Genomic DNA, 24,227 nt, shown 5'->3' with positions numbered 1-24,227 from the left:
CGCCCAGGCGCGCCGGGATCGCCTGCCGGCCCGACGTCGTCGGGCACCGACCGCGAGCCCCAGACGCTGCACCGCAGCCGCCTGGGCGCGCGCCGCCGTCGGCGGAACCTGCTGTGGGCGCTCCTGCTCGCGGGCCCGAACGTCCTGCTGCTGCTGGTGTTCGTCTACCGGCCGCTGCTCCAGAGCTTCTACCTCTCGACGCTCCAGTGGAACCTCGGGTCGCCGGTCGCGCGGCCGGTCGGGCTGGGCAACTACGTCGAGTGGTTCACCGCCCCGACGACGGGTCGCATCGTCACGACGACGCTCGTCTTCACGCTCGCCACGGTCGGCGGGGCGATGGTCCTCGGCCTGGGCCTGGCGCTGCTGCTCAACCGCCGCCTCAGGGGCCGCGGCGTCGCCCGGACCGTCGCGTTCGCGCCGTACGTGCTGTCGGGCTTCGCGGTCGGGATCCTGTGGCTGTTCATGTTCGACCCGCGCTACGGGCTGGTCCAGGAGGTGCTCGGCTGGGTCGGCGTCGCGTCGCCGCAGTGGTACACGCAGCGCCCGTGGCCGCTCGTGATGATCGTCGTCGTCTACCTGTGGAAGAACCTCGGGTACGTCGCCCTCATCTACCTGGCGGGCCTCCAGTCGGTGCCGCAGGACCTCAAGGACGCCGCCGCGCTCGACGGCGCGTCGTCGGCCCGGACGCTGCGCTCGATCGTCCTGCCGCTCCTCACCCCGACGACGTTCTTCCTCGTGGTGACGATGCTCCTCGCGTCGCTCCAGTCCTTCGACATCATCAAGGCGATGACGCAGGGCGGCCCGCTCGGCTCGACGACGACGCTCATGTACTCGATCTACGAGGAGAGCTTCGTCAACGGGCGTGCCGGGTACGCGTCGGCGGTCGCCACGGTCCTGTTCCTCGTGCTGCTCGCGGTGACCGCGGTGCAGATGCGGTTCGTCCAGCGGAAGGTCCACTACGCATGAGCGCCGTCGCGCCCGCCCGTCCCGAGACGGCGCCCGCCACGCCGGCCGCCCTCGCGCCCCGCGCGTCGGGCGCACCCCGTGCCCGACGCCGTGCCCTCCAGCCGGGCGGGTACCTCGCCCTGGTCCTCGCGACCGTCGTGCTCGGCGCGCCGCTGGTGTGGATGGTGCTCGCGAGCATGAAGACGCCCGCCGAGCTGTACACCGTCCCGCTGCAGTGGCTCCCGGGCAGCGTGAACCTCGACAACTACGCGCAGGCCGCGGACTCGATCCCGCTGGGGCGCCTGCTGCTCAACAGCGTCGGGATCACGGTCGTGGGCGCGGGCCTCAAGGTCGCGCTGGGCCTCACGTGCGCGTACGCGCTCGTGTTCCTCGACTTCCCGTTCAAGAAGGTCGTGTTCGGGCTCGTCATCGCGACGCTCATGATCCCGCCGCAGATCACGATCATCCCCAACTACACGCTCGTCGCGAGCCTCGGGTGGCTCAACACCTACCAGGGCATCCTCGTGCCGGGCCTGGCGAGCGCGTTCGGGACGTTCCTGTTCCGGCAGCACTTCCTCACGCTGCCGCGCTCGATCCTCGAGGCCGCCGAGCTCGACGGCGCGGGGCACTGGCGCAAGCTGTGGCGGTTCGTCGTGCCGATGAGCACGCCGACGCTCGCGGCGGTCGCGCTCGTGTCCGTCGTGACGGAGTGGAACGACTACCTGTGGCCGTTCCTCGTCATCGACCGCCCGGACAAGATGACGCTCCCCGTCGGTCTCACGCTGCTGCAGAACACCGACGGCATGACGAACTGGGGCGTGCTTCTCGCCGCGACCGTGGTCGTGACGCTGCCGATCCTCGTCGTCTTCCTCGTCCTGCAGCGTCGCCTCGTCGCGGGCCTCACCGCGGGCGCCGTCACCGGCTGACGCGCACCCGTCCGACCACCGGACTCCCCGGCCCGCCCGCAGCGGTCCGGGTTCCTCGAAGCGCACCGACACCCGGTGCACGACCTGAAGGAGCACCTGTGTCCCACCGCACCGCACCCGGCCGGCCCGCGCGCCGCCGTCGGGCCCGCGCCGCCGCCACCGCCCTCACGGCGGTCACCGCCCTCGCGCTCACCGCGTGCGCCGGCCCGAGCGTGGCGGGGGCCGACGGCGCCGGCACCGCGGGCGACGACGCGGCGGCCGAGGCCGTCGACTGGTCCGCCGTCGAGCCCGCGTCCGAGATCACGTGGTGGAGCAACCACCCCGGCACGTCGCAGGAGATCGAGCAGGAGCTCATCGACCGGTTCGAGGAGGAGTCCGGCATCACGGTCAACCTCGTGACCGCGGGCGCCAACTACGACGAGGTGGCCCAGCGCTTCCAGGCCGCCTCGCAGACCGACGAGCTGCCCGACGTCGTCATCGCGTCCGACGTGTGGTGGTTCCGCTACCACCTCAACGACCAGATCCTGCCGCTCGACGACGTGCTCGAGTTCGTCGACGCCGACGCGGACGACTTCCAGCCCGCGCTCTACGCGGACTACGAGTACGACGACCAGCACTGGGCCGTGCCCTACGCGCGCTCGACGCCGCTCTTCTACTACAACAAGGACCTGTGGACGGCGGCCGGCCTGCCCGACCGCGGGCCGGAGACCTGGGCGGAGCTCGAGGAGTGGGACGCGTCGCTCAAGCCGCTCGTCCCGTCGGGCGGCTCGACGCTCGGCCTGTCCACCGGGCCGTCGTGGGGCGCGTGGTGGTTCGAGAACATGATCTGGGGCCAGGGCGGCGCGTACTCCGACGGGTTCGACCTCACGCTCGACTCCGAGGAGTCGGTCGCGGGCGGCCAGTTCCTGCACGACCTCTTCCACGAGAAGGGCGTCGCGACGCTCTCCGCGGACGACGCGATGGTCGACTTCTCGTCCGGTCTCATCGCCTCGACCATCGGCTCGACGGGCTCGCTCAAGGGCGCGCTCGACGCGGCGTCGTTCGAGGTCGGCACCGCGTACCTGCCCGACGGCCCCGACGGCGGCGGCACCCCGACCGGCGGCACCGGGCTCGCCATCCCGTCGTCGAAGTCGCCCGAGCAGCAGCTCGCCGCGGCGATGTTCCTCGCGTTCCTCACGGACACGGAGAACACCGCGTACTTCTCGCAGAACACGGGCTACATGCCGGTGCGCACGTCGGCCGTCGAGTCCGACACCATGAAGGCCATCTACGAGGCGACGCCGCAGTTCCGCACGGCCGTCGACCAGCTCGCCGACAAGGCGCGCCCGCAGGACGACGCGCGCGTCTTCATCCCGGGCGCCGACGCGCTGCTCAACGAGGCGATCGAGCAGATCGTCATCGAGGGCGCCGACCCAGCGGCCGCGTTCGAGTCCGTCGCGCCGCGCATCGAGACGGCGTACAGCGAGAACGTGGAGCCGTACCTGTGACGGCGACCGCCCTCGCGCCCACGGGCTCGGTGCCGGACCGGGCCGCGCGCCCGCGCGTGATCGCGCACCGCGGCAACAGCTCCGTCGCGCCGCAGAACACGCTCGCCGCGTTCGAGGCGGCGTGGCGGGCCGGCGCGCACAGCATCGAGATCGACGTGCAGCTCACGGCCGACGGCGAGCCCGTCGTCATCCACGACGACACCGTGGACGCGACGACGTCCGGCAGCGGCACGGTCGCGCGGCTCGACCGCGCGGCGATCCGGGCGCTCGACGCCGGGTCGTGGTTCTCCCCGGCGTTCGGCGGCCAGCGCGTGCCGACGTTCGCCGAGGTCGTCGACCTCCTCGTGCGGCGGCCGGGCACCGACCTGCTGCTCGAGCTCAAGGGGTCGTGGACGGTCGAGCAGGTGCGGCGCGTCACCGGGTCGATCCGCTTCGCGGGCCTCGCCGACCGGGTCGTGGCGCAGAGCTTCTGGCCCGAGACGGTCGCGGCGCTGCGCGAGGCCGACCCGGGCCTGCGCCGTGGGCTGCTCGTCGTGGCGCTCGACGACGACGTGCTCGCGCGGTGCGCCGAGCTCGACCTCGTGACGTGCAACCCGATGGGCGCGCTCCTCCTGGAGGACCCGGGCCTGGTGCAGCGCCTGCACGACGCTGGTCTCGAGGTCGCGGTCTGGACGCTCAACGAGCCCGCGCACTGGGCCGCCGCGGTCGACCTCGGGGTGGACGCGATCATCACCGACCGTCCCGACCGGCTCGCAGGCTGGCTCGCGGCCCGCGGGGTCTGAGGCCCGGACCGGTCGCACCGGGGTCGCGCGCCGGACGCTCGTCGTCCGGCGCGCGGCCCCGGTCTCGCGTCCCGCCGCGGACGCCTCCCGGGGTCAGCGCACGACGATGGTCGTGACGACGTCGGTCACGCTCGGCCGGGGCGGGGTCGACCCGAAGCCGAACCGGACCGGCGGGACGACGTCGCGCAGGTCGCCCAACGACGTCCCGTCCCAGCGCGTCTGCGCGGCGACGAGCGCGCGGACGTCGGTCGCGCCGTAGTGCTCGGTGCGCCCCGGCCCCGCGCTGCCCCGCGTCCGGACCCCGCGCAGCAGCACGCGCGCGACGGGGTCGGTGAGCACGGTCGCGTGACGCGATGTCGCGACGCGGCGGGGCACCACGCGCAGCACGCGACCCAGAGTCGTGCGCGGCCCGACGGCGAGCCGCGCCTCGAGCGGCCCGGCCACCACGTGCCAGTCCGGCAGGCGGCCGCGGCCCGGTCGCGCACCCGCCCCGTGGTCGCGGGTGGCAGCGGGCACGGCGTGGGCCGGCTCGTCCGTGACGGCGACCGGCACCAGGACGACCCGGTCGAAGCGGTAGGTCGACGCGACGAGCTCCGCGACGGGGCGCGACGGCGCGAGGAGGAGGCGCTCGCCGTCGGGCCGCTCGACCATGACGTCGGCGAACGCGCCGAACGGCGACACGTCCCAGCGCCCGACGACGACCCGCGTCCCGGACGCCGTGCCCCAGCCCGCGATGCGGCCGCGGAACCGCAGGACGCTCGACATCCCGGCAGCGTAGGCCGCGCCCGGTGCGCCCGCCCCCGTTCGGCGCGCGAGCCGTCGCCCGGGGCGGGACGCTCGGGGGAGGCGGCGACCGCCGTCGGGCAGCAGGAGGTGACCCGTGCCGAAGACGACGCGCGACGGCGACGCGAAGCAGTCCGAGATCCCCAGCACGCTGCAGCGCTCGGACGAGAAGGCGCAGCGCACGTTCGCGAAGGCCTACGACGCCGCGATGGAGCAGTACGGCTCCGAGGAGCGCGCGCGGCGCGTGGCGTTCGCGGCGCTCAAGCACACGCACGAGAAGATCGGCGACCACTGGGAGCCGAAGGACGAGCCCGGCCCGTCCGACGAGCGCGCCGAGGAGGGCGGGCTCGACGCGAGCACCGACACCGCGGGCGGCGTCGACGCGAACGCGACCAAGGAGCACCTGCTCGACGTCGCCCGCAGGCTCGAGGTCGACGGCCGGTCGACCATGACCAAGGACGAGCTCGTCGAGGCGATCCAGCGCGCCAACGACCGCGCGACCCGCCGCGCCCGCGGCGACTGACCCGCAGACCCCGCGACCCCACCTCTACCTCGCGCGACCGCGCCTCTACCTCGCCGAGGTAGAGCCCTGGTCCCGCGAGGTAGAGCCGTGGTTCCGCGAGGTAGAGCCGTGGTTCCGCGAGGTAGAGCCGTGGTGGTTCGTCGGCGTCAGGCGGGCCGACGGCGGTGGGGCACCCGCACGCGGTCGAGGTCCTGCGCGACGGTGAGCTCGCCGTCGAACACCTCGCGGGCCTCGCGCCAGAACTCCGTCGGGTCGGGGTAGCGCTGGGAGAAGTGCGTGAGGACGAGCGACCGGACGCCCGCCTCGGCCGCGACCGTCGCCGCCTGTCGGGCCGTGAGGTGGCCCCAGCGCTCGGCCTGCTCGCGGTCGCGGTCGAGGAACGTCGACTCGATGACGAGCAGGTCGACGCCGTCCGCGAGCCGGTGCACCGCGTCGCACAGGCGCGTGTCCATGACGAACGCGAACGACTGGCCGGGCCGGGGGCCGCTCACGTCGTCGAGCGTGACGGTCCGGCCGTCGGGCGTCGTGACGCGGCCCGCGCGCTGCAGCTCGCCCACGACCGGGCCCGCGAGCCCGTGGCGGGCGAGGAGCGCGGGGTCGAGCGAGCGGCCGTCGGGCTCGTCGAGGCGGTAGCCCACGGCGTCGATCGTGTGGTCGAGACGCTCGGCGCGGAGCGTGAAGCTCGGCTCGGGGCGGCCGGGGACGGGCGGCACCACGCCGTCCGTCGTGAGCGGCTGGAGCTCCAGGTGGCCGCGGCGGTAGTGGGCGCTCGCGTCGAGCAGGTGGTTCACCCACCGCTGGCCCGACGCCGGGTAGGTCACCCCGATCGTGTGCCGCACCCCGTCGCCGCTGATGCGCTGGGAGACGCCCGCGAGCCCGAGGCTGTGGTCGCCGTGCAGGTGCGTGATCGCGATGCGGGTGAGGTCGGTCGCCGACACCCCGGCGAACGTCATCTGCCGCTGGGTGCCCTCGCCGGGGTCGAAGAGGATCGCCTCGTCGTCCCAGAGCAGGACGTACCCGTTGTGGTTGCGCGTGCGGGTCGGGACCATGCTGGCCGTCCCCAGGACGACGAGCTCGCGGCGGGACATGCGCCCAGCGTGCCACGCCGCGCTCGCTGCCGGGCTCGTAGGGTGGCAGGAGACCCCCGCACCCGAGAACCGGAGAACCATGCGCCTGCTCCTCGTCCGTCACGGACAGACCCCGTCCAACGTCGCCGGCCTGCTGGACACCGCCCTGCCCGGGCCGGGCCTCACCGCCCTCGGGGCGCGCCAGGCAGCAGCGATCCCGGACGCGCTCTCGGGCCGCGTGGTCGACGGCGTCGCGGTGTCCACGCTCGTGCGCACGCACCTCACGGCGGCGCCGCTCGTCGAGCGCCACGGTCTGGAGCCGCTCGAGCTCGACGGCCTGCGCGAGGTCGACGCGGGCGACCTGGAGATGTCCGCCGACCACGACGACCACGCCCTCTACCTCGAGACGGTCTTCGCGTGGGGCCGCGGCGAGCCCGACCGGCGGGTGCCCGGCGGCCCCGACGGCACCGAGTTCCTCGACCGGTACGACGACGCGCTCGCCGCCGTCGCGCGGACCGGGTGGGAGACCGCCGTCGTCGTGTCGCACGGCGCGGCGATCCGCGCGTGGGCGTGCGCGCGCGCCGCGGGCGTCGACGTCGACCGGCTCGCGTGGACCCCGCTCGCGAACACCGGGCTCGTCGAGGTCGAGGGGGACCCGGCGTCGGGCTGGCGGTTCGTCGGGCTGAGCGACGGGCCGCTGGGCGGCGCGTTCCTCGACGACCTCGTCGCGGAGGACCCGACGGGCGAGCCCGTCGACGAGGAGGAGCGCCGCGCCGCGGCGGACGACTGACCCCTACCGCCCGGTCGGAATGACGCAATGATTAGATCATTGCGACATCGCAACGCATCGCACGGATCTAGCGGTCGTCACGTTCGTGACATACGCTCGACGGATGGCCGACGCACCGCTGCCCGCGCCGAACGAGCGCGCGCTGGAGTCCGACATCGTCACGGACCTGCGCGAGCAGATGACGTACGGGTCGTACCTGCACCTCGACACGCTGCTCGCCGCGCAGGAGCCCGTGAGCGACCCGGAGCACCACGACGAGATGCTGTTCATCGTGCAGCACCAGACGACGGAGCTCTGGCTCAAGCTCGTGCTGCACGAGCTCCTGTCCGCGCGCGACCTGCTCGCCGCCGACGAGCTGGGCGCCGCGCTCAAGCGCGTCGCGCGCGTCAAGCACGTGCAGCGCACGCTCACCGAGCAGTGGTCCGTGCTCGCGACCCTCACGCCGAGCGAGTACGCGCAGTTCCGCGGGTTCCTCGGGCACGCGTCGGGCTTCCAGTCGTGGCAGTACCGCGCGGTCGAGTTCCTGCTGGGGAACAAGAACGCGCGCATGCTCGACGTGTTCGACGCCGAGCCGGACGCGCGCGCGGAGCTCGCCCGCCTGCTCGCCGAGCCGAGCGTCTACGACGAGTTCCTGCGCCACCTCGCGCGGCACGGCCACGACGTCCCGCAGCGCGTCCTGGACCGCGACGTCACGGTCGCGCACACGCTCGACGACGACCTGGTCGAGGTCTTCCGGCGCATCTACGACGACCCGGAGACGTACTGGTCCGCGTACGAGACGTGCGAGGAGCTCGTCGACCTCGAGGACAACTTCCAGCTCTGGCGGTTCCGCCACATGAAGACGGTGCTGCGCATCATCGGCACCAAGCGCGGCACGGGCGGGTCGAGCGGCGTCGGCTTCCTCCAGCGCGCCCTCGACCTCACGTTCTTCCCCGAGCTGTTCGCGGTCCGCACCGAGATCGGGCGGTCGTGAGCCTCGGCCGGGCGGGCGACGGCGGCACCTGGCTCCCGCCGCTCGCGGACGCGCACGTGCACCTCGGCCTCGTCGACCCGGTCGCGGTGCGGCGCGGCGGGATCGCCGTCGTGCACGACCTCGGGTGGGTGCCCGACGTCGCGCGCACCTGGCCCGGACGGCCCGGCTTCCCGGTCGTCGCGTTCGCGGGCGCGTTCCTCACCGCCCCCGGCGGCTACCCGTCGGACCGGTCGTGGGCGCCCGCCGGGTCGGTCGAGGAGGTCGGCTCGCCCGAGGCGGCCGTCGCCGCCGTCGACCGCCAGGTCGCCGCGGGGGCGTCGTTCGTCAAGGTCGCCCTGCACTCCGGCGCCGGCCCGGTGCCCGACGACGTCACCCTCGCCGCGCTCGTCGGCCACGCCCACGCGCGGGGCCGGGACGTCGTCGCGCACGTGGAGGGGCGCGGGATGGCGGCGCGCGCGTTCGAGGCGGGCGTCGACCGGCTGGCGCACGCCCCGTTCAGCGAGCGCCTGCCCGAGAACCTCCTGGCGGCGATGGCCCGCCCCCGCCCCGCCGACCACGACCTTCCACGCGCTCGAGCACGGGATCACCGACGAAAAACGGCCGAGAACGGCCCTAACCCCGTGTTCGGCGCGGTGGGCCGGGTGGGTCCGGTGGGTCAGGTGGGTCGGGTGAGCTGGGTGAGCACGCTCGACGTGCACGGGTGGGGGAGCCCGACGGCCGAGCAGGACGTCGCGATCGACAACGTCCGACGGTTCGTCGCGCTCGGCGGGACGGTCGTCTACGGCACCGACCTCGGCAACGGCCCGCTCCCGCCCGGTGTGAACGCCCGCGAGCTGCGGGCGCTCGCGGAGGCCGGACTCGACGCGCGCGCCCTCTTGGGCGCGATCGCGCACGACGGCGCCGCGCCCAGCCCCGAGGGCGCCGCGACCTGGGTCCCCGGCGACCCGCCCGACCTCGACGACCCCGACGACGTGGCCGCGTGGTTCGCGCGCGCCGTCGTCGTGGCGCGACCCGAGCCCCACGGTGCGCCGCGCGCACCCCGCACCCCGGAGGACCGGCGATGACCGACCGCACCGATGCCACGACCACCGACCACGCCGCGCGGTCGGCCGCGCTCGACGCGGCGGACCCGCTCGCGCGGTTCCGCGACGCGTTCGTCGACTCCGACGAGGTCACCGCCTACCTCGACGGGAACTCGCTCGGCCGGCCGACGCGCGCGTCGGCCGAGCGGCTCGCGCGGTTCGCGACCGACGTCTGGGGCGCGCGGCTCATCCGGGGCTGGGACGAGGAGTGGTACGAGCTCCCCCTGACGCTGGGCGACCGGATCGGCGCGGTGACGCTCGGCGCGGCGGCGGGCCAGACGTTCGTCGGGGACTCGACGACGGTGATCCTCTACAAGCTCGTGCGCGCCGCGCTCTCGGCGCCGCAGATCGCGGGCCGCGACGAGATCGTGCTCGACGCCGGGAACTTCCCGACGGACCGGTACGTGCTGGAGGGCGTCGCGCGCGAGCACGGCGCGACGCTGCGGTGGATCACGCCCGACCACGACGGCGGCGTGACCCCGGAGCAGGTGGCGGAGGTCCTCTCCGACCGCACCGCGCTCGTGCTGCTCAGCCACGTCGCGTACCGGTCGGGGTACGTGAGCGACGCCGCCGCGATCACGACGCTCGCGCACGACGCCGGGGCGCTCGTCCTGTGGGACCTGTGCCACTCCGCGGGCGCGGTCCCGGTCGAGCTCGACGCGTGGGGCGTCGACCTCGCGGCGGGCTGCACGTACAAGTACCTCAACGGCGGTCCGGGCGCGCCCGCGTTCGGCTACGTGCGCGCCGACCTCCAGGGCGCGCTCACGCAGCCGATCCAGGGCTGGATGGGGAGCGCGGCGCCGTTCGAGATGGGTCCGGCGTACGCGCCGCACGACGGCGTCCGGCGCTTCCTCTCGGGGACGCCCGCGATCGTCGGGATGCTCGCGATGCAGGACATGCTCGACCTCGTCGACGCGGCCGGGATGGCGGCGGTCCGCGCGAAGTCCGTCGCGCTCACCGAGCTCGCGACCGCCCTCGTGGACGACCTGCTGCTCCCGCTCGGCGCCCGGTACGCGTCGCCGCGCGATCCCGAGCGCCGGGGGAGCCACGTGACCGTCGACCACGACGCGTTCGAGGCCACGCTCCCGCTGCTCTGGGAGCGCGGCGTGATCCCCGACTTCCGCCGACCGAACGGCCTGCGCCTCGGCCTGTCCCCGCTCTCGACGAGCTTCGACGAGGTGCGCGTCGGCGTCGAGGCGGTGCGCGACGCCCTGGCCGAGGTCCTCGACGGCCGGACGACCGCGCCCGGCGCGGCCGGGTCCGCGTGATCCTCGACGACCTCGACTCCCGGCCCGGGAGCACGACGTCGTTGCTGCGCACCGTCGTCGGGCTGTACGTCCGGGCCCTGGGGGGCGCGGTCGCGGTGGCGGACCTGGTCGACCTGCTCGGCGCGCTCGGCGTGCCGCCCGCGGGGGCGCGCAGCGCGGTCTCGCGCGTCAAGGCCAAGGGCCTGCTCGTGCCCGAGACGCTCGACGACGGCCGCGCCGGGTACCGGCTCGCGCCCGACGCCGGGCCCATGCTCGCGCGCGGCGACCGGCGCATCTTCGGCTACCGGCAGCAGGGCGACGACGACCCGTGGTGCCTCGTGTCGTACTCGTTGCCCGAGGAGCGGCGCGACGCGCGGCACCAGCTGCGCCGGCACCTCGCGTGGATCGGCGCCGGGAGCGTCGCGGACGGGCTGTGGATCACGCCCGGTCACCTCGTGGACGAGGTCGAGGAGATCCTCGTGGCGCTGGAGGTCCGCGACGCCGCGACGGTGTTCCTCGCGGGGGCGCCGCGCGTCGCGGGGTCGTTCGCGGACGCGGCGGCGCGCTGGTGGGACCTCGACCGGGTCGCGGCGCTGCACCGCACCTTCCTCGCCCGACACGGTGCCTCGCGTCCAGGCCGCGGCGCGGTGCCCGACGGCGCCCCACCCGCCGCGGACGACGGCTCGCCGCGTGCCGCGTTCGCCCGGTGGGTCCGCGCCGTCGACGACTGGCGGCCGATCCCGTACGCCGACCCCGGGCTGCCGTCGGCGGCGCTGCCCGCGGACTGGCCCGGCACGTCGAGCGTCGCGCTGTTCGAGCGGATCCGCGAGACCCTCGCGGCTCCCGCGTCCGAGCACGTGCGGGGCGTCGTCGGGAGCTGACCGGGGCACAACGCGCCCTGTTCGCCGGTCGGCCGTCGCGCGTTCACCGCGGCGACGCGTGGGAGCCATCCCCGCTCCCTACGGTGACAGCGCTTCCCACCACGGGTCCGACGCCGCCACGGTGGTCCGACGGTCGTCGCCGCGCGGACCCCTGACCTGCGAAGGAACCCATGAACCCGCACGCCTCCCGGCTGCCCGGCGCGCTCGCGCGCGCGGCGGCGTCGGCGCTCGCCGTCTCGCTCGTCGGCACGGCGCTCGTCGCCGCGACCGCGACCTCGACGGCCGCCGCCGACGAGTCCCTGCTCTCGACGTCCGGCACGACCTGGCGCTACCTCGACGACAACACGAACCCGGCGGGATCCGCCGCGGACCAGCGCGTGTGGACGACCACCGCCTTCGACGACTCCGCGTGGAAGTCCGCGACGGGCGCGTTCGGCGCGAAGCGCGGCGCAGCGACGGGGATCGGCGCCGCCTTCCCGATCACGACGCTCCTCACCCAGTACATCGAGGGCACGACGACGGACGTCCCCACCTTCTTCTTCCGCACCGACGTGGAGCTCACCGCGGCCGACCTCGACGGCGTCCCGGCGTTCGAGGGCGAGATCGTCTACGACGACGCCGCGATCGTCTACGTGAACGGCGAGGAGGTCGTGCGCCTCGGCGACGACGACCGGAAGATCACCGAGAACCTCCAGTACCACGGCAACGGCCGCACGGACCCGGTGACGGGCACGTTCGTCGTCCCGGCCGACGCGTTCGAGCCCGGCGAGAACACGATCTCCGTCGCGCTCTACCAGGACGCGCCGACGAGCTCGGACATCTACCTCGACGTCCGCTCGCTCGTCCCGACGCACGGCGAGGTCCGCGACGTCGCCCTGAACGTCGGCGCGGACGAGACGCAGGCCAACGTCGCGTGGTTCTCGACGCTGCCCGGCGCGGGCGAGGTGCAGTGGGCCCGAGCCGACGAGACGGGCGGCGAGGTCGACTGGCGGACGGCCGCGACGTCGTCGTCCCGGAGCGGCGCGGCCGCGGACGGCGCGACGTACCACCACGCCACGATCACCGGGCTCGAGGAGGACGCGGCGTACGTGTACCGCGTGGGCAGCGCGGCGACCGGCTGGTCCGAGCAGTCGACGTTCACGACGGGGACGTTCGGGGACGAGTTCTCCGCGCTGTTCGTCGGCGACGCGCAGATCGGTGCGAGCGGCAACGCCGCGAGCGACGCGGCGCGCTGGGCCGCCAACCTCGACACCATGACCGAGCGGCACCCGGACACCGCGTTCCTCATCTCCGCGGGCGACCAGGTCGAGAACGCGGGCAGCAGCCAGCAGTACGCGGGCTTCCTCGCGCCGCGCCAGATGCGCGAGCTGCGCTTCGCCGTCCAGGACGGCAACCACGACACCGCGTCGGCGCTCTACGACCAGCACTACGCGATGCCGAACCTCTCGACCGAGCAGCGCCGCGACTACTGGTACGCGTACAACAACGTGCTCGTCGTCGTGATCGACTCGAACGACTCGTCCGCGACGCAGATCGCGGGGCACGAGGCGTTCCTGCGCGACGTGGTCGGCACGCACGGCGACGCGTACGACTGGGTCGTCGTGACGTTCCACCACTCGCTCTACAGCCAGGCGTTCCACTCGCGCGACACCGACGTGGTGCGCCTGCGCGAGGCCCTGTCGCCCGTCTTCAGCGACCTGGGCGTCGACCTCGTCCTCGCGGGCCACGACCACATCTACACGCGCTCGTACCTCATGGAGGGCGCGACGCCGGTCGTCCCGGCCGCGGCGCCGGCCGAGGGCGACGTCCTCACCCCGGACGACGGCCAGGTCCTCTACCTGACGGGCAACTCGTCGTCGGGCTCGAAGTTCTACGACTTCGACGGCGCCAAGCCGTGGACGGCCCGCTGGGAGCAGTCGCGCGAGGCCAGCTACTCCGACCTCGACGTCACGCCCACGTCGCTCACCGTCACCACGTACGCGACCGGGTCGCAGCGCGTCGTCGACCGGGTGACGCTCCAGCGCGAGGACGAGGCGGGCCCCGCGCTCGCCGTCGAGACCAGCACCCGCTGCCTCGCGGGCACCGCGTACGTCGCGGTCCGCGCGACGAACACCGGCGACGTCCCCGCCGACGTCACCCTCGCGACGCCCTTCGGCACGCGGACGGTCGCGGCGGTCGCGCCCGGCAAGGCGGCGTACCAGTCGTTCTCGACGCGAGTGGTCGCCGCCGACGCCGGGTCCGTCACCGTCACGGGCACCCTGCCCGACGGCGGCGCCTCCTCCGCCCAGGACGTCGCCTTCCCGGCGGTCTCCTGCGGCTGAGGCCACGCCTCCGGGCCGGGAGCGCGAGCGCGCTGCCGGCTCAGGCGGGGTCGTCGAGCGGCTGCACGACGACCCCGCCGAACCGGGCCTCCTGCGCACGGAGTGCGACGCCGTCGATCCAGACCCTCCCGGCGAGCACCTCGGACGACGCCGGCGAGCCGTCGGGGCGCTGCGCGGTGTACCCGCCCGTGAGGCTCGCGTTCGCCAGCACGACGGGACGGCCCGCCTCGTCGGTGACGTCCTGCGCGCACCACCCGCACACGTGACGCGGGTAGCGGGGGTTCTCGCGGAGCAGCGTCCCGCACAGCGGGCAGTGCTGCACGGGGCGCGCGTCGCCGTCGGGCAGGACGAGCGCCTCCGAGCGCACGAGGCCGCCCTGGGCGGTGCGGCGCGCCAGCGCCGTGAGCACGCGGCGGCCGATCCCGGGCCAGCCGTGGACGGCCGCGGACCATTCCTCGGGCACCGCGCGAGCGCCGTACCGCGCGCCCAGCAGGCTGCCCGCGATCGCCGCGACGGTGTCGGTGTCGCCGCCGACGGAGACCGCGGCCTGGAGCGCCGCCACCAGGTGGTCCCGGCCCGCGAACCGCGAGCGCTCCGGCGGGGACGTCGTCGCGATCGCGCGCCACGCCGCCTGGAGCGCGGTCACCGTGAAGCCGTTCTGCCGGAGGTCGGCCTCGGGCCGGGCGGACTCCGCGTCCGCGACCCACGCCGACCAGCGCGCGGCGGCCTCCGCGTCGAGCAGGTCGAGGCCGGCCCGCACGTCGAGCCGCTGCTCGGTCACCGCGACGCGCACGGCCTCCGACCACAGCACGCACGACTCGGCGGCGAGCGGGTCGGTGTGCGTGATCTCCGCGACGGCGCGCGCCGCGCGGGCGGTCGCGTCCCGGTCGCCGAGCGCGACGAGCCCGACGACGCCCGTCCGCATGAGCGCGCCGTTCCCCGCCGTGCGACCGGTCGCCGCATGGAGCGCGGCGGACGCCTCGCGCAGGCGCGTCGCGGCAGGTCCCCGGCGGGCGGCGGCGTCGCGCAGCACGGCGGCGGTCTGCGTCCCGACGTCGGACGCGCCCCCGGTGCGCCAGGCCTCGAACGCGGCGGCGACGTCGTCGAGCGGGGTCGCCCCGAACGCGTCCGGCACGGGGGAGTGGACGTCGTGCGCCGCGGTCACGCGCGCGACGCACACCGACATCTGCGTGTCGTCGCTCCACTCGCCGGGCGCGTACGGGCCGAGCCCGCCCCCGCGCATGACCGCGACCTCGTCGCGGTGCCCGGGCCCGGGCGGCTGCGCGAACTCGTACGGCACGCCGAGCGCGTCGCCCGCCGCCTGCGCGAGCAGCACCCCCGACGCGCGGTCGAGCAGGCCGTGGTCGAGCGGGTCGAGGGGTGCCGGGCGGGGAACGGGCGTCGTCGTCACGTCGTGATCGTGCCACGATGACCGCATGACGACGCCCGACGACCTCGCCGCCCTCGTCGCCTCCGTCGAGGCGGACGAGCGCGACCTCGTGCTCCGCACCTTCACGCACGACGACGCGTGGCGGCTCGGGTGCCTCCTCGTCGAGCTCGCCGACGAGCGCGACCTGCCCGTGACGATCGACGTCCGCAAGGGGCCGCAGCAGGTGTTCCACGCCGCGCGCGCGGGCACGACGCCGGACAACGACACCTGGGTCGAGCGCAAGGTGCGGGTCGTCGAGCGGTTCGGGGCGTCGTCGTACCTCGTGGGCCTGCGGGCCCGGGTGACGGGGACGTCGTTCAACGAGAAGCACGACCTCCCGCTCCAGGAGTACGCCGCGCACGGAGGCGCGTTCCCCGTCCGGGTCGAGGGCGTCGGGATCGTCGGCGTCGTCACCGTGTCCGGGCTGGCGCAGGGCGACGACCACGCGCTCGTCACCGAGGCCCTGCGGTCGTTCCTCGGCCGCGCGGGCGCGGCCGAGGGCTGACGCACCTACTCGCAGGCGACGCCGTCGCCGTCGCGGTCGAGCTTGGGGGCGTAGCCGGGCTCGCCACGGAGCAGCGGAGCAGCGCCGGCGGCCCGCACCGCGTCGCAGTTCTGGTAGTACGTGGACGTGCTGCCCCCGGTGTCCGCGACCCCGGCCGGGGCGCTGGGCCGGGACTGCTGGGTCGAGCGGGCCGCGGCGGCGGCCGCCTCCGCCTGGGCGACGGCCGCCTCGCGGCCCTCGACGTCGGACACCCGGGTCGCCAGGTCGGCCTCGACGGTCGCGACCGCACCCTCGCGCGCCGCGACGTCGGCTTCCGACGACTGGAGCGCCGTCGCCCGCTCGTCCAGCTCGGTCTGGGCCGCCTGCGCGGCGGCCGTCTGCTCCTCGAGCGCGGTCCGCTCGGCGTCCAGCTCGGCGCGCTCGCCCTCGACCGCGTCCTGCTCGTCGGCCGCCTGCGCGACGAGGGTCCTGGCCTCGTCGAGCGCCCGGCCCGAGTTGCCCTGTCCGACCAGCAGCCCGACGACGAACAGAGCGACGCCCGCTGCGGTCAGCAGGGCCGCCCGGCGCCCGCGTCGAGGCCGCGTGGCCCCGGTCGACGGTGCGGTGGTGGTGTCCTCGACCCAGAACGTCCAACCCTCCGGCGCGGACGGCCAGGCAGGGTCCGGGGTCCAGCCCGGCTCGGGGCGCCAGTCCCCGGGGGCCACGGGCCAGCCGGGAGGGGCGTTGAATCTCAGGGCCATGCGTCGTCCTCGTCTCGCGGTCGCCGCGTCGACGTCGACGGGCAGGACCGAACCCTCCTGGGGGCGTGAGGTGAACGCTAACGCGCGGTCAGCCGCCTCGGGGAGGGCGTGACGGGGTGAAAGGACGTCAGACACCCGGTCGGGGACGTCGGTCCCGTGAGCCGTGCGAGAGAGCGCCCGTACCGGACGGGGCCGGCACGCCGGCGCGACGTCGGGCGTCGCGCCGGCGGTGCGGCGTCAGGCCGCGCGCGTGACCTCGATGCGCTGGGGAGCGCGGCCGGCGAACACGCCGGCGACGGTCACGGTGAGCACGCCCGCGTCGTAGGACGCGCGGACGGCGTCCGCCTCCGCCGTCTTCGGCAGGGTGACGGTGCGGCGGAACTCGCCGAACCGGACCTCGCGGACGCGGCGCCCGGCCGGGGCGGTCTCGGCCGCCTCGTCGGTGCTCGTCGCGGGCTGCTCGCCCTCGGCCTGCTCGGCGTCGTCGGACGCCTCGTCCGCCGGGGCCTCGACGACGCGCTGGTCACGACGCTCGCCACGGACGACGAGCCGGCGACCCTCGAGCTCGACGGTGACGTCGCGCTCCGGGTCGACGCCCGGCAGGTCGAACCGGGCGACGAGGTCGTCGCCCTCGCGGTAGACGTCGGCGGCGGGCGCGAAGCCCGTGGGAGCGACGCCCGCGCCGGACGGGCGCGTCCAGAGCTGGCGCACGAGCCGCTCGGTGGGGAGCGGACGGAACGGCGCCACGGTGTAGGTGCTGATCATGGTGGTCCTCCAGGTCGGTCGTGCCACGGGGGCCGTGGCGTCTGACCTGTGCAACCTTGAGCGTGCCCCGCTCAGTCCCGAGTTCGCGCACGACGAACGGCCTCAGCGGGGGCGCGCCGCCCGGCGGGCCTTGCGCGCGGCCGCGGCCCGCTCCTCGGCGGCGTCGAGCCGCTCGTCGACCGCGTCGAGCGCCTCCCGCGCGGCGGACTCTGCGTCCCGCGCGTCGCTCAGGCGGGCGCGCAGCGTCTCGCGCTCGTCGGCGAGCCGCGCGAGCTCGTCCTCGACGCGGGCGAGCTCGTCCTCCACTTGCCCGACGGCGTCCCCCGCCTCGCGCGCGCGGGCGTCGGCGTCGTCGCGCTCGGCCTCCAGCCGGTCGACCTCGGCCGCGCTCTCCTCGACCTCGCGCTCGGCCGCCTCCTGGGCGTCCTCCTCGGCGTCGGCCGGGGGCTCCTCGTCGCCGTCGGCCGTCCCGCCGCCGTCCGTGACTGCGCCCGTGCGCGCGCGCAGCTCGACGACGTCGGCCGGCTCGCCGCCCTCGTCGACGATCCCGAACCCGACGTGCTGGAGCGCCTGCGACAACCGGCCCGCCCGGACGAGCGCCCCCGCGTCCGGGTCCATCACCGCTGCCGTGAGGGTCTCCGCGAGCCGGTCGACCGCCGTCCCGGACACCGCACGGCCCGCGATCTCGCCCGCGTCGCGCACCTCCCCGACGACGCGCTCCACCCGCTCGCGCCGCAGCCGGTCGAGCGTGCGCAGGCGGGTGCGGTCGCGGTCGGCCGTCGCGTCGCGCAGCTCGTCCCCGAGGCTCACGAGCGCGGCGACGTCGTCCGGCCGCTCGCGCGCCACCTGGTTGACGACCCACGCCGCCACCGTCGGCTTCGTGAGCCGGCCGACGCGCTCCGCACCGACCGCGTCGCCCGACGCCTTGATCCGCTTCGCGGCGGCCGTGCGCGCCACGACGAACTGCTCGAGCGGCAGCGCGAAGAGGTCGTCGACGAGCGCGTCGACGTCGACCGCGTCCTCGCCGGCCTCCTCGGTCGTGGCGCCCGTCGTCCTGCGCGTGCTCATGACGCCCAGCGTCGCACCCCGGGCTCGGGCGTGCGCCCGCTCGCGCCCTCGTGCGCGGCGAGCAGGCGCGCGAACGCCGCCTCGGTGACGACCGGGACGCCGTAGCGGCGCGCGGTGCGGGCCTTCGTCGAGAGGGAGTCGGGGTCGGCGGCGACGAGGAGCCGCGTGCGGCGCGTGACGTAGGGCCAGGGGGAGAGGCCCGCGGCGCGGACGTCGCGCTCCCAGGCCTCGCGCGTCCGGGACATCGAGCCGGTGAGCACGACCTCGTCGCCCGCGGCGAGCACGAACGCGGGCCTGGTCGGGACCGTGGCGCCCAGGACGGCGGCGCCCGGTACCGCGGCACCCGGGGCCCCGACGTCCGTGACGGCGTCGACCAGGCGCGTCCCGAGCGCCGCCTCGACCGCTCCCGCGACGTCGTCGGCGTCGAGGCCGAGCTGCCCCGCGACCTCGTGCAGCGCCGGGTCGTCGCGCAGCGCCGCGCCGTCGTCCCGGTCGCCCGCGGCGGTCGTCCCGTCGAGCGCGTCGAGCTCGGCCCGGGCCAGCGCGGCCAGGTAGTCGCGGTGCAGGGCCTCGATCGTCGCGCGGTCGAGCCCGGCGTGCCGGGCCTCCGCGAGCAGCGCGGCCCGCTCGGCGTGCGAGACGTAGCGGTCGAGGAGCGCGTCGTCGAGCATGCGCAGGTACGTGCTCACGTCGCGCCGCGCTTCCGCTCCCGGGGCGCCGGGCGGGGACGGGTCCGGAACGGCGGGAGGGTCGGCGAGCGCCGCGAGCCAGTGCCCGCGGGCGCGGCTCGCGCCGCGCAGCACCGGCTCCGCGCCGGGCAGGGCGGCGGGCAGCGACCAGCGCACGCCGTCCGCCGCGGCGCGCGCGACGGCCCAGCACTCGTCGTCGGCCGCGACGTCGAGGTAGTACCCGAGCAGCCCCGCGGTGGCGCGCGCGTCGCCCAGGGCCGAGTGGACGCCGTCGTGCACGACGCCCACGGCCGCGCAGCACGCGGCCAGCGCCCGCGAGCCCGTGAGGTAGCGGCTCGCGAGCTGCTGCGTGCACAGGCACGCGACGGGGTCGATGGCCGCGGCGATCCCGGCGCGCCCGATCTCGGCGCGCAGGAAGCGCGCGTCGAACGCCGCGTTGTGGGCGACCAGCACGCGCCCGGCGAGCAGGCGCAGGAGCGCTGGTGCGACGCGGTCGAACGTCGGGGCGAGCGCGACGTCCGCGGCGGCGATGCCGTGCACGTGCTGCGGCCCGAGGTCCCGCTCGGGGTTGACCAGGGTGGACCACTCGTCCTCGACGCGACCGGTGTCGTCCACGAGGACGACCGCGACCTCGGCGACGCGGTCGCCGAGGCGGGGGGAGAACCCCGTGGTCTCGAGGTCGACGACGGCGAATCCGGGCACGGGCACAGTCTGCCCGACGTCGCCCACGGCCTGCCCCGGCGCCACGGCCGTTACGGTCGTGTGAACTCCTGACGCTCGTGCCGCGCGGGGGTTCCGCGCACGGCCCGGGAGGCATACGCTCGCGAGCACACGAGCCTCCGCAGCGTCGCGTCTCGTGTGCGACTCGGCCGCACCCGACACGACCGGGGGTGGTCCGCGGGGGCCACTGTCGAGGAGGATGCGTGAGACCACGAACGATCGTCCCGTCCGCAGCGGTAGCGGGCCTCGTGCTCGCGGCGCTGACCGCAGTTCCCGTCGGCGCCGAGCCTCTCGGCGCCGCGTCCGGCACGGCCGCCGGCAGCCTGCGGGCCGCCGCGGCACCGCCCCCGCTCGAGGACCTCGTCACCGGCGACGCGGTCATGCAGCGGCTCCAGGACCTCCAGGACATCGCGGACGCCAACGGCGGCAACCGCGCGCTGGAGACGCCCGGCTACGAGGCGAGCGCCGTCTACGTCGAGGACGCCCTGCGGGCCGCGGGCTACGAGCCCGAGCGCCAGTACTTCACGTTCGAGGACCTGGAGACCGACGAGCTGTCCCTCACGGCGGCCGGCGTCGAGGTCACGTCGGACGTCTACCCGGCCGAGTTCGCGCCCGACACCCCGGACGACGGCGTCACGGGCCCGATCGTGCAGCCCGCCGACGCGCTCGTCCAGGGCTGCACCGCCGACACCTGGGACGGGGTCGCCGTGAGCGGCGCGGTCGCGCTGATCAGCCGCGGCTCGTGCCCGTTCGCCGACAAGGCGCTGTACGCGGCGCAGGCCGGTGCGGCGGCCGTGATCCTCTACAACAACACCGACGGCGCGCTGAGCCCGACCCTCGGTGCCGAGAACGACGCCTGGGTCCCGACGGTGGGCATCACGCAGGCCGCGGGCCAGCAGATCCTCGCCGCGATCGCGGGCGGCGCGGAGCCGGTCGCGACCTACGACCTGCAGACCCACGTCGAGGAGTTCGAGACGTTCAACGTGCTCGCCCAGACCCCGGGCGGGCGCGACCACAACGTCGTCATGGTCGGCGCGCACCTCGACGGCGTCGAGGACGGCCCGGGCATCAACGACAACGGCTCCGGCTCCGCCGCGATCCTCGAGGTGGCGGTCCAGCTCGCGGCCGCGACCGACGGCGGCCAGGACGTCGAGAACGCCGTCCGGTTCGCGTGGTGGGGCGCCGAGGAGGTCGGCCTGCGCGGCTCGACCCACTACGTGAGCGACCTCGCCGCGAACGACCCGGCGGCGCTCGACGACATCGCGACGTACCTCAACTTCGACATGGTCGGCTCGCCGAACTACATCATCGGCGTGTACGACGCGAACGAGTCGACGTACCCGGCCCCGGTCGAGGTCCCGCCGGGCTCGGCCGAGACGGAGGCGGTGTTCACCGACTACTTCGACGGCATCGACCAGCCGTGGGTCGACACCGAGTTCTCGGGCCGCTCCGACTACCAGGCGTTCATCGAGAACGGCGTCCCGGCGTCGGGCCTGTTCACCGGTGCGGACGGCTCGAAGACGGCCGAGGAGGTCGCGATGTTCGGCGGCACCGAGGGCATCTTCTACGACCCGAACTACCACTCGCCGGCGGACACGATCGACAACGTCGACGCGACCGCGCTCGACATCATGTCGCGCGCCATCGGGCACGCCGTCGCCGCGCTGTCCGAGGACACGTTCGCGATCAACGGCGTGGGCAACCCGCGCGTCGACGCCGTCGAGGCGGAGGCGCGGTGCCTCAACGGCACGGCGTACGTCGCCGTGCGCGGCGCCAACGGCGAGGACGCCCCCGCGGACGTCCGGCTCATCACGCCGTTCGGCGAGAAGAAGTTCAGCGCCCTCGCGCCGGACAAGAACGCGTACCAGTCGTTCAGCACGCGCGCGTCGTCCGTCGCGGCGGGTACCGCGACGGTCGCGGCCTACCAGTGGCGCGGCGGCGACCCGGTGTACCAGCGGTACGACGTGTCTTACGACGCGATCGACTGCGGCTGACCCTCCGCGTCGACCTGACGGGCGGGGCCGTCCTCCACGGGAGGGCGGCCCCGCCCGGTCTACGCTGGCTCGCGGTGCGCCGTCGGGAGGCGCGACGGACGGGGGGCACGTGGCGAAGGAACCGTTCCTGACGACGACGGACGACGAGCCGGGAGAGGGCCCCGACCTGCCCGGCACGACGTCGGGCGACGGGCGCAGCACCCTCGCGCGGCTGCTCGGCGAGAGACGTCTCCTGCGCGTCCCCGCCCTCCGGGCGCTGCCGCGACCCAGGCTCCCGCGGCCCTCGTTCTCGCTCCCCGGCCGTCGTGCGCGGCCCGACGACGGCGACCCGGCGCCCGAGGCGGTCCCCGGACCTGACCTCGACACCGCGCTGGAGGACGCGCTCGTCGAGGCGCTCGCGGACGACGGTCCCGTGACCGACGGCGCGAACGGTCGCCTGCCCGACGCCGCCGCGGCCGACGGCGGGTTCGACGACGTCGTCGCGGAGTGGGTGCGCCGCGTGATCGCCGCCTACCCCCGCCCGACGTACCCGCTCGAGCGCGAGTGGGACGTGTCGGTCCAGGGGGTCGTGCGGCTCGTCCCGTACGTGCCGCGGTTCGCGACGGCGCCGCTCGCGCTGCTCGACCGGTTCGGCGCCGTGACGATCGGCCCTCGGCGGGTGGGCCTCGACGGCAAGGACGTCGACTGGGACCGCGTGGTCGAGGTCCGCACGGCGCCCGCGTGGACGTGCCTGTCGGCCGAGGCGCTGGAGGTGAACCTCGCGCAGTACGTCGTGGCGCTGCCCCCGCTGCCCGGCCGGGCGTGGGTGCTGGGCAAGATCAGCGAGCTCCTGCTCTCGCTCTACCTCGCCGTGCTGCCGCCGGACGCGGACGGTGACGACGTCCTCGCCGACGCGCCACCGGACCGGATGTTCGACCGCGTGGTCACCGAGGTCGTCTACCGGCGGCGGTTCGGGACGGGCGAGGCGCAGGCGAGCACGACGTCGGTCCTGCTCCAGCTCGCGCTGCGCGGCGCGACGGACACGATCGTCCGCACGGCTGCGGAGCGCGGGGTCGACGTCGTGCACGTGAAGGCCGAGGAGACGAGCATCGGGTCGGTCGTGGCGCGCGCGGCGACGTGGCGCCGCACGGCGCTCGACCTGCGCGAGCGGGTGGACCGGCGCCTCGGGCGCTGACGGCTAGCGCTCGAGCGCCTCGAGCACCGGGGTGTCGCCCGCGGTGAAGCGGATGAACCGGCCCACGGTCGAGGGCGTGCGCAGCGCCTGGGCGACCACCATCGCGACGTCCGCCCGCGAGACGCGGGAGGCCGCGCCGTCGGGCACGTCGTCCGCGCCGTCGAGGCCGTCCGGGCCGTCGCCGACGACGCGGATCGCCCCGGTCGGGTCGTCGTCGGTGAGCGTGCCCGGCCCGAGGACCGTCCAGTCGAGGTCGGTGCCGCGCAGGTGGTCGTCGGCGGCGAGCTTCGCGTCGGCGTAGGCGAAGAAGCTCGAGTCGGGGTCGACGCCGTGGTCGGGCACCGACCCGATCCACGACACCATGACGTAGCGCGGCACCCCGGCCGCGACGGCGGCGTCCATGGTGCGGCCGGCGGCGTCGCGGTCGACGGCGTACGTCCGCTCGGGGTCCCCGCCGCCGGCGCCGGCCGACCACACGACGGCGTCGAACCCGTCGAGCGCGGCGGCGATCTCCTCGGTCGGGGCGTGCTCGACGTCGAGCAGGAGCGGCTCGCCGCCCAGGCGGCGGACGAGCGGGAGCTGTTCCTCGGCGCGCACGATCCCCGTGACGGTCGCGTCGTGGTCGACGAGGATCGGGACGAGCAGCCGGCCCACCTTGCCGTGGGCACCGACGAGGGCGATCTTCATGCGGCGGACTCCTGTCTGTGAAGGATGAGAGTCCACCGTCCTCCGCCGTCGTCCGCGCCGCCACCCGGGGCGACCCGGGCCCGGGTGCGCCGGGTCTCGGTCAGGAGCGCGTCACGGGCACTGCTTCGCGTTCGGGGCGGCGTCGAGCGTCACGGTCTGCGACGCGCGCACGAGGTCCCCGCCCTCCGGGTCCTGCGCGCACACCGTCCAGCCGTTGGCCGCGCCGGGCAGAGCACCGGCCCGCGCGTCGCGCGCGTCCACGACGACGACCGTCACCGCCCCGCGCTTCTCCAGGTCGGCACGCGCCTGCTTGAGCCGCGTCTCGACGAGGTTGGGCATGGAGAACGCCGGCTCGATCTCGACCGAGACCTCGACCCCGTCCGAGCTGCCCGGCTCACCGGGGCCGCCGGTCGGGTCCGGCGTCGGCTCGACGGTCGGCTCGGAGGTGGGGGTCGTCGTCGGCTGCGACGTGGGCGACGGCGACGGGCTCCCCGGGCCGCCCGGCAGCCCGTCCACGCGGCACCCGGCGAGCGCGGTCACGGCCACGACGGCGAGCACCACCGCACGTGCGCGTCGCGGTGCTCCCACGACCCGCGGCCGCGCGCCGTCGCGCGTGCTGTCGTCGTGCTTCTTGCTGTGCGTCCGGCCC

23 protein-coding genes are annotated in these 24,227 nt (G+C 75.4%); 14 read left to right on the top strand and 9 right to left on the bottom strand.

The window, feature by feature from the left end; all coding sequences use genetic code 11:
• Nucleotides 1-66: 66 nt before the first annotated feature.
• The 4 genes from B9L22_RS07665 to B9L22_RS07650 all read left to right on the top strand — a co-directional run bounded on the left by B9L22_RS07665 (nt 67) and on the right by B9L22_RS07650 (nt 4,140).
• A complete protein-coding gene (locus tag B9L22_RS07665) occupies nt 67-966 on the top strand; it encodes a carbohydrate ABC transporter permease (RefSeq protein WP_053370706.1) in 900 nt (299 codons plus the stop codon).
• Nucleotides 963-1,871: a carbohydrate ABC transporter permease gene (locus B9L22_RS07660; protein WP_085387187.1), complete on the top strand. Its 909-nt coding sequence runs from the start codon at nt 963-965 to the stop codon at nt 1,869-1,871. The genes B9L22_RS07665 and B9L22_RS07660 overlap by 4 nt, the downstream gene beginning before the upstream one ends.
• Before the next feature lie 98 nt (nt 1,872-1,969).
• Nucleotides 1,970-3,358 carry an ABC transporter substrate-binding protein gene (locus B9L22_RS07655; protein WP_086149887.1) on the top strand — a complete coding sequence of 463 codons (1,389 nt, stop codon included), beginning with the start codon at nt 1,970-1,972 and terminating at the stop codon, nt 3,356-3,358.
• Complete coding sequence (locus B9L22_RS07650) at nt 3,355-4,140, top strand: glycerophosphodiester phosphodiesterase family protein (protein WP_233139858.1); 786 nt, start codon at nt 3,355-3,357, stop codon at nt 4,138-4,140. Before B9L22_RS07655 ends, B9L22_RS07650 begins: the two co-directional genes overlap by 4 nt.
• Before the next feature lie 93 nt (nt 4,141-4,233).
• Here B9L22_RS07650 and B9L22_RS07645 read toward each other — a convergent pair whose 3' ends face one another.
• Nucleotides 4,234-4,905 carry a hypothetical protein gene (locus B9L22_RS07645; RefSeq protein WP_086150213.1) on the bottom strand — a complete coding sequence of 224 codons (672 nt, stop codon included), beginning with the start codon at nt 4,903-4,905 and terminating at the stop codon, nt 4,234-4,236.
• Between the two features lie 115 nt (nt 4,906-5,020).
• Between B9L22_RS07645 and B9L22_RS07640 the strand changes: the two genes are divergently transcribed.
• Complete coding sequence (locus tag B9L22_RS07640; protein ID WP_086149886.1) at nt 5,021-5,446, top strand: ChaB family protein; 426 nt, start codon at nt 5,021-5,023, stop codon at nt 5,444-5,446.
• A gap of 146 nt (nt 5,447-5,592) precedes the next feature.
• Here the strand turns inward: B9L22_RS07640 and B9L22_RS07635 are convergent, their stop codons facing one another.
• Nucleotides 5,593-6,534 (bottom strand): ribonuclease Z, encoded by a 942-nt coding sequence (locus B9L22_RS07635; RefSeq protein WP_086149885.1) that lies wholly within the window; start codon nt 6,532-6,534, stop codon nt 5,593-5,595.
• A 79-nt stretch (nt 6,535-6,613) separates the two neighbouring features.
• Between B9L22_RS07635 and B9L22_RS07630 the strand changes: the two genes are divergently transcribed.
• The 6 genes from B9L22_RS07630 (at nt 6,614) to B9L22_RS07605 (ending at nt 13,807) form a co-directional block, all read left to right on the top strand.
• On the top strand, nt 6,614-7,303 hold the full coding sequence (locus tag B9L22_RS07630) for a histidine phosphatase family protein (RefSeq protein ID WP_086149884.1): 690 nt from the start codon (nt 6,614-6,616) through the stop codon (nt 7,301-7,303).
• Nucleotides 7,304-7,406: 103 nt separating this feature from the next.
• Complete coding sequence (locus B9L22_RS07625; RefSeq protein WP_076404398.1) at nt 7,407-8,276, top strand: tryptophan 2,3-dioxygenase; 870 nt, start codon at nt 7,407-7,409, stop codon at nt 8,274-8,276.
• Entirely contained in the window at nt 8,273-9,340 is a 1,068-nt protein-coding gene (locus tag B9L22_RS20210) for a hypothetical protein (RefSeq protein WP_086149883.1), read from the top strand. Before B9L22_RS07625 ends, B9L22_RS20210 begins: the two co-directional genes overlap by 4 nt.
• On the top strand, nt 9,337-10,626 hold the full coding sequence (kynU, locus tag B9L22_RS07615) for a kynureninase (protein WP_086149882.1): 1,290 nt from the start codon (nt 9,337-9,339) through the stop codon (nt 10,624-10,626). Before B9L22_RS20210 ends, kynU begins: the two co-directional genes overlap by 4 nt.
• Entirely contained in the window at nt 10,623-11,486 is an 864-nt protein-coding gene (locus tag B9L22_RS07610; protein WP_086149881.1) for a PaaX family transcriptional regulator C-terminal domain-containing protein, read from the top strand. Before kynU ends, B9L22_RS07610 begins: the two co-directional genes overlap by 4 nt.
• A 170-nt stretch (nt 11,487-11,656) precedes the next feature.
• Nucleotides 11,657-13,807, top strand: a complete 2,151-nt coding sequence (locus B9L22_RS07605; RefSeq protein WP_086149880.1) for a metallophosphoesterase family protein — start codon at nt 11,657-11,659, stop codon at nt 13,805-13,807.
• A 40-nt stretch (nt 13,808-13,847) separates the two neighbouring features.
• Here the strand turns inward: B9L22_RS07605 and B9L22_RS07600 are convergent, their stop codons facing one another.
• Complete coding sequence (locus tag B9L22_RS07600; protein WP_233139857.1) at nt 13,848-15,218, bottom strand: ADP-ribosylglycohydrolase family protein; 1,371 nt, start codon at nt 15,216-15,218, stop codon at nt 13,848-13,850.
• Between the two features lie 25 nt (nt 15,219-15,243).
• On the opposite strand from B9L22_RS07600, the gene B9L22_RS07595 reads away from it, so the two are divergent.
• Entirely contained in the window at nt 15,244-15,741 is a 498-nt protein-coding gene (locus tag B9L22_RS07595; RefSeq protein WP_086149879.1) for a heme-degrading domain-containing protein, read from the top strand.
• 5 nt (nt 15,742-15,746) lie between these two features.
• Here the strand turns inward: B9L22_RS07595 and B9L22_RS19965 are convergent, their stop codons facing one another.
• The 4 genes from B9L22_RS19965 to B9L22_RS07575 all read right to left on the bottom strand — a co-directional run bounded on the left by B9L22_RS19965 (nt 15,747) and on the right by B9L22_RS07575 (nt 19,705).
• A complete protein-coding gene (locus tag B9L22_RS19965) occupies nt 15,747-16,481 on the bottom strand; it encodes an excalibur calcium-binding domain-containing protein (protein ID WP_143317159.1) in 735 nt (244 codons plus the stop codon).
• 237 nt (nt 16,482-16,718) lie between these two features.
• Nucleotides 16,719-17,246, bottom strand: coding sequence for an Hsp20/alpha crystallin family protein (locus B9L22_RS07585; RefSeq protein WP_086149878.1), 528 nt, complete (start codon nt 17,244-17,246; stop codon nt 16,719-16,721).
• Nucleotides 17,247-17,348: 102 nt separating this feature from the next.
• Entirely contained in the window at nt 17,349-18,314 is a 966-nt protein-coding gene (locus B9L22_RS19960) for a hypothetical protein (protein WP_086150210.1), read from the bottom strand.
• Nucleotides 18,311-19,705: an exonuclease domain-containing protein gene (locus tag B9L22_RS07575; RefSeq protein WP_158097166.1), complete on the bottom strand. Its 1,395-nt coding sequence runs from the start codon at nt 19,703-19,705 to the stop codon at nt 18,311-18,313. The genes B9L22_RS19960 and B9L22_RS07575 overlap by 4 nt, the downstream gene beginning before the upstream one ends.
• 221 nt (nt 19,706-19,926) lie before the next feature.
• Here B9L22_RS07575 and B9L22_RS07570 point away from each other — a divergent pair, with 221 nt between their 5' ends.
• The gene (locus tag B9L22_RS07570) at nt 19,927-21,717 is read left to right on the top strand and encodes a M28 family peptidase (RefSeq protein ID WP_143317155.1); all 1,791 of its coding nucleotides are present in this window, start codon (nt 19,927-19,929) and stop codon (nt 21,715-21,717) included.
• Between the two features lie 109 nt (nt 21,718-21,826).
• Entirely contained in the window at nt 21,827-22,891 is a 1,065-nt protein-coding gene (locus B9L22_RS07565; protein WP_086149876.1) for a hypothetical protein, read from the top strand.
• Between the two features lie 3 nt (nt 22,892-22,894).
• Here B9L22_RS07565 and B9L22_RS07560 read toward each other — a convergent pair whose 3' ends face one another.
• Both B9L22_RS07560 and B9L22_RS07555 read right to left on the bottom strand, forming a co-directional pair.
• Nucleotides 22,895-23,578 carry an SDR family oxidoreductase gene (locus B9L22_RS07560; protein ID WP_086149875.1) on the bottom strand — a complete coding sequence of 228 codons (684 nt, stop codon included), beginning with the start codon at nt 23,576-23,578 and terminating at the stop codon, nt 22,895-22,897.
• A 111-nt stretch (nt 23,579-23,689) separates the two neighbouring features.
• A complete protein-coding gene (locus B9L22_RS07555) occupies nt 23,690-24,136 on the bottom strand; it encodes a PASTA domain-containing protein (RefSeq protein WP_143317153.1) in 447 nt (148 codons plus the stop codon).
• Nucleotides 24,137-24,227 lie beyond the last annotated feature (91 nt).

This window comes from Cellulosimicrobium sp. KWT-B, from assembly GCF_002127155.1.
In the GTDB taxonomy this organism is placed as follows: domain Bacteria; phylum Actinomycetota; class Actinomycetes; order Actinomycetales; family Cellulomonadaceae; genus Cellulosimicrobium; species Cellulosimicrobium funkei.
This window is presented reverse-complemented; position numbering and strand designations above follow the sequence as displayed.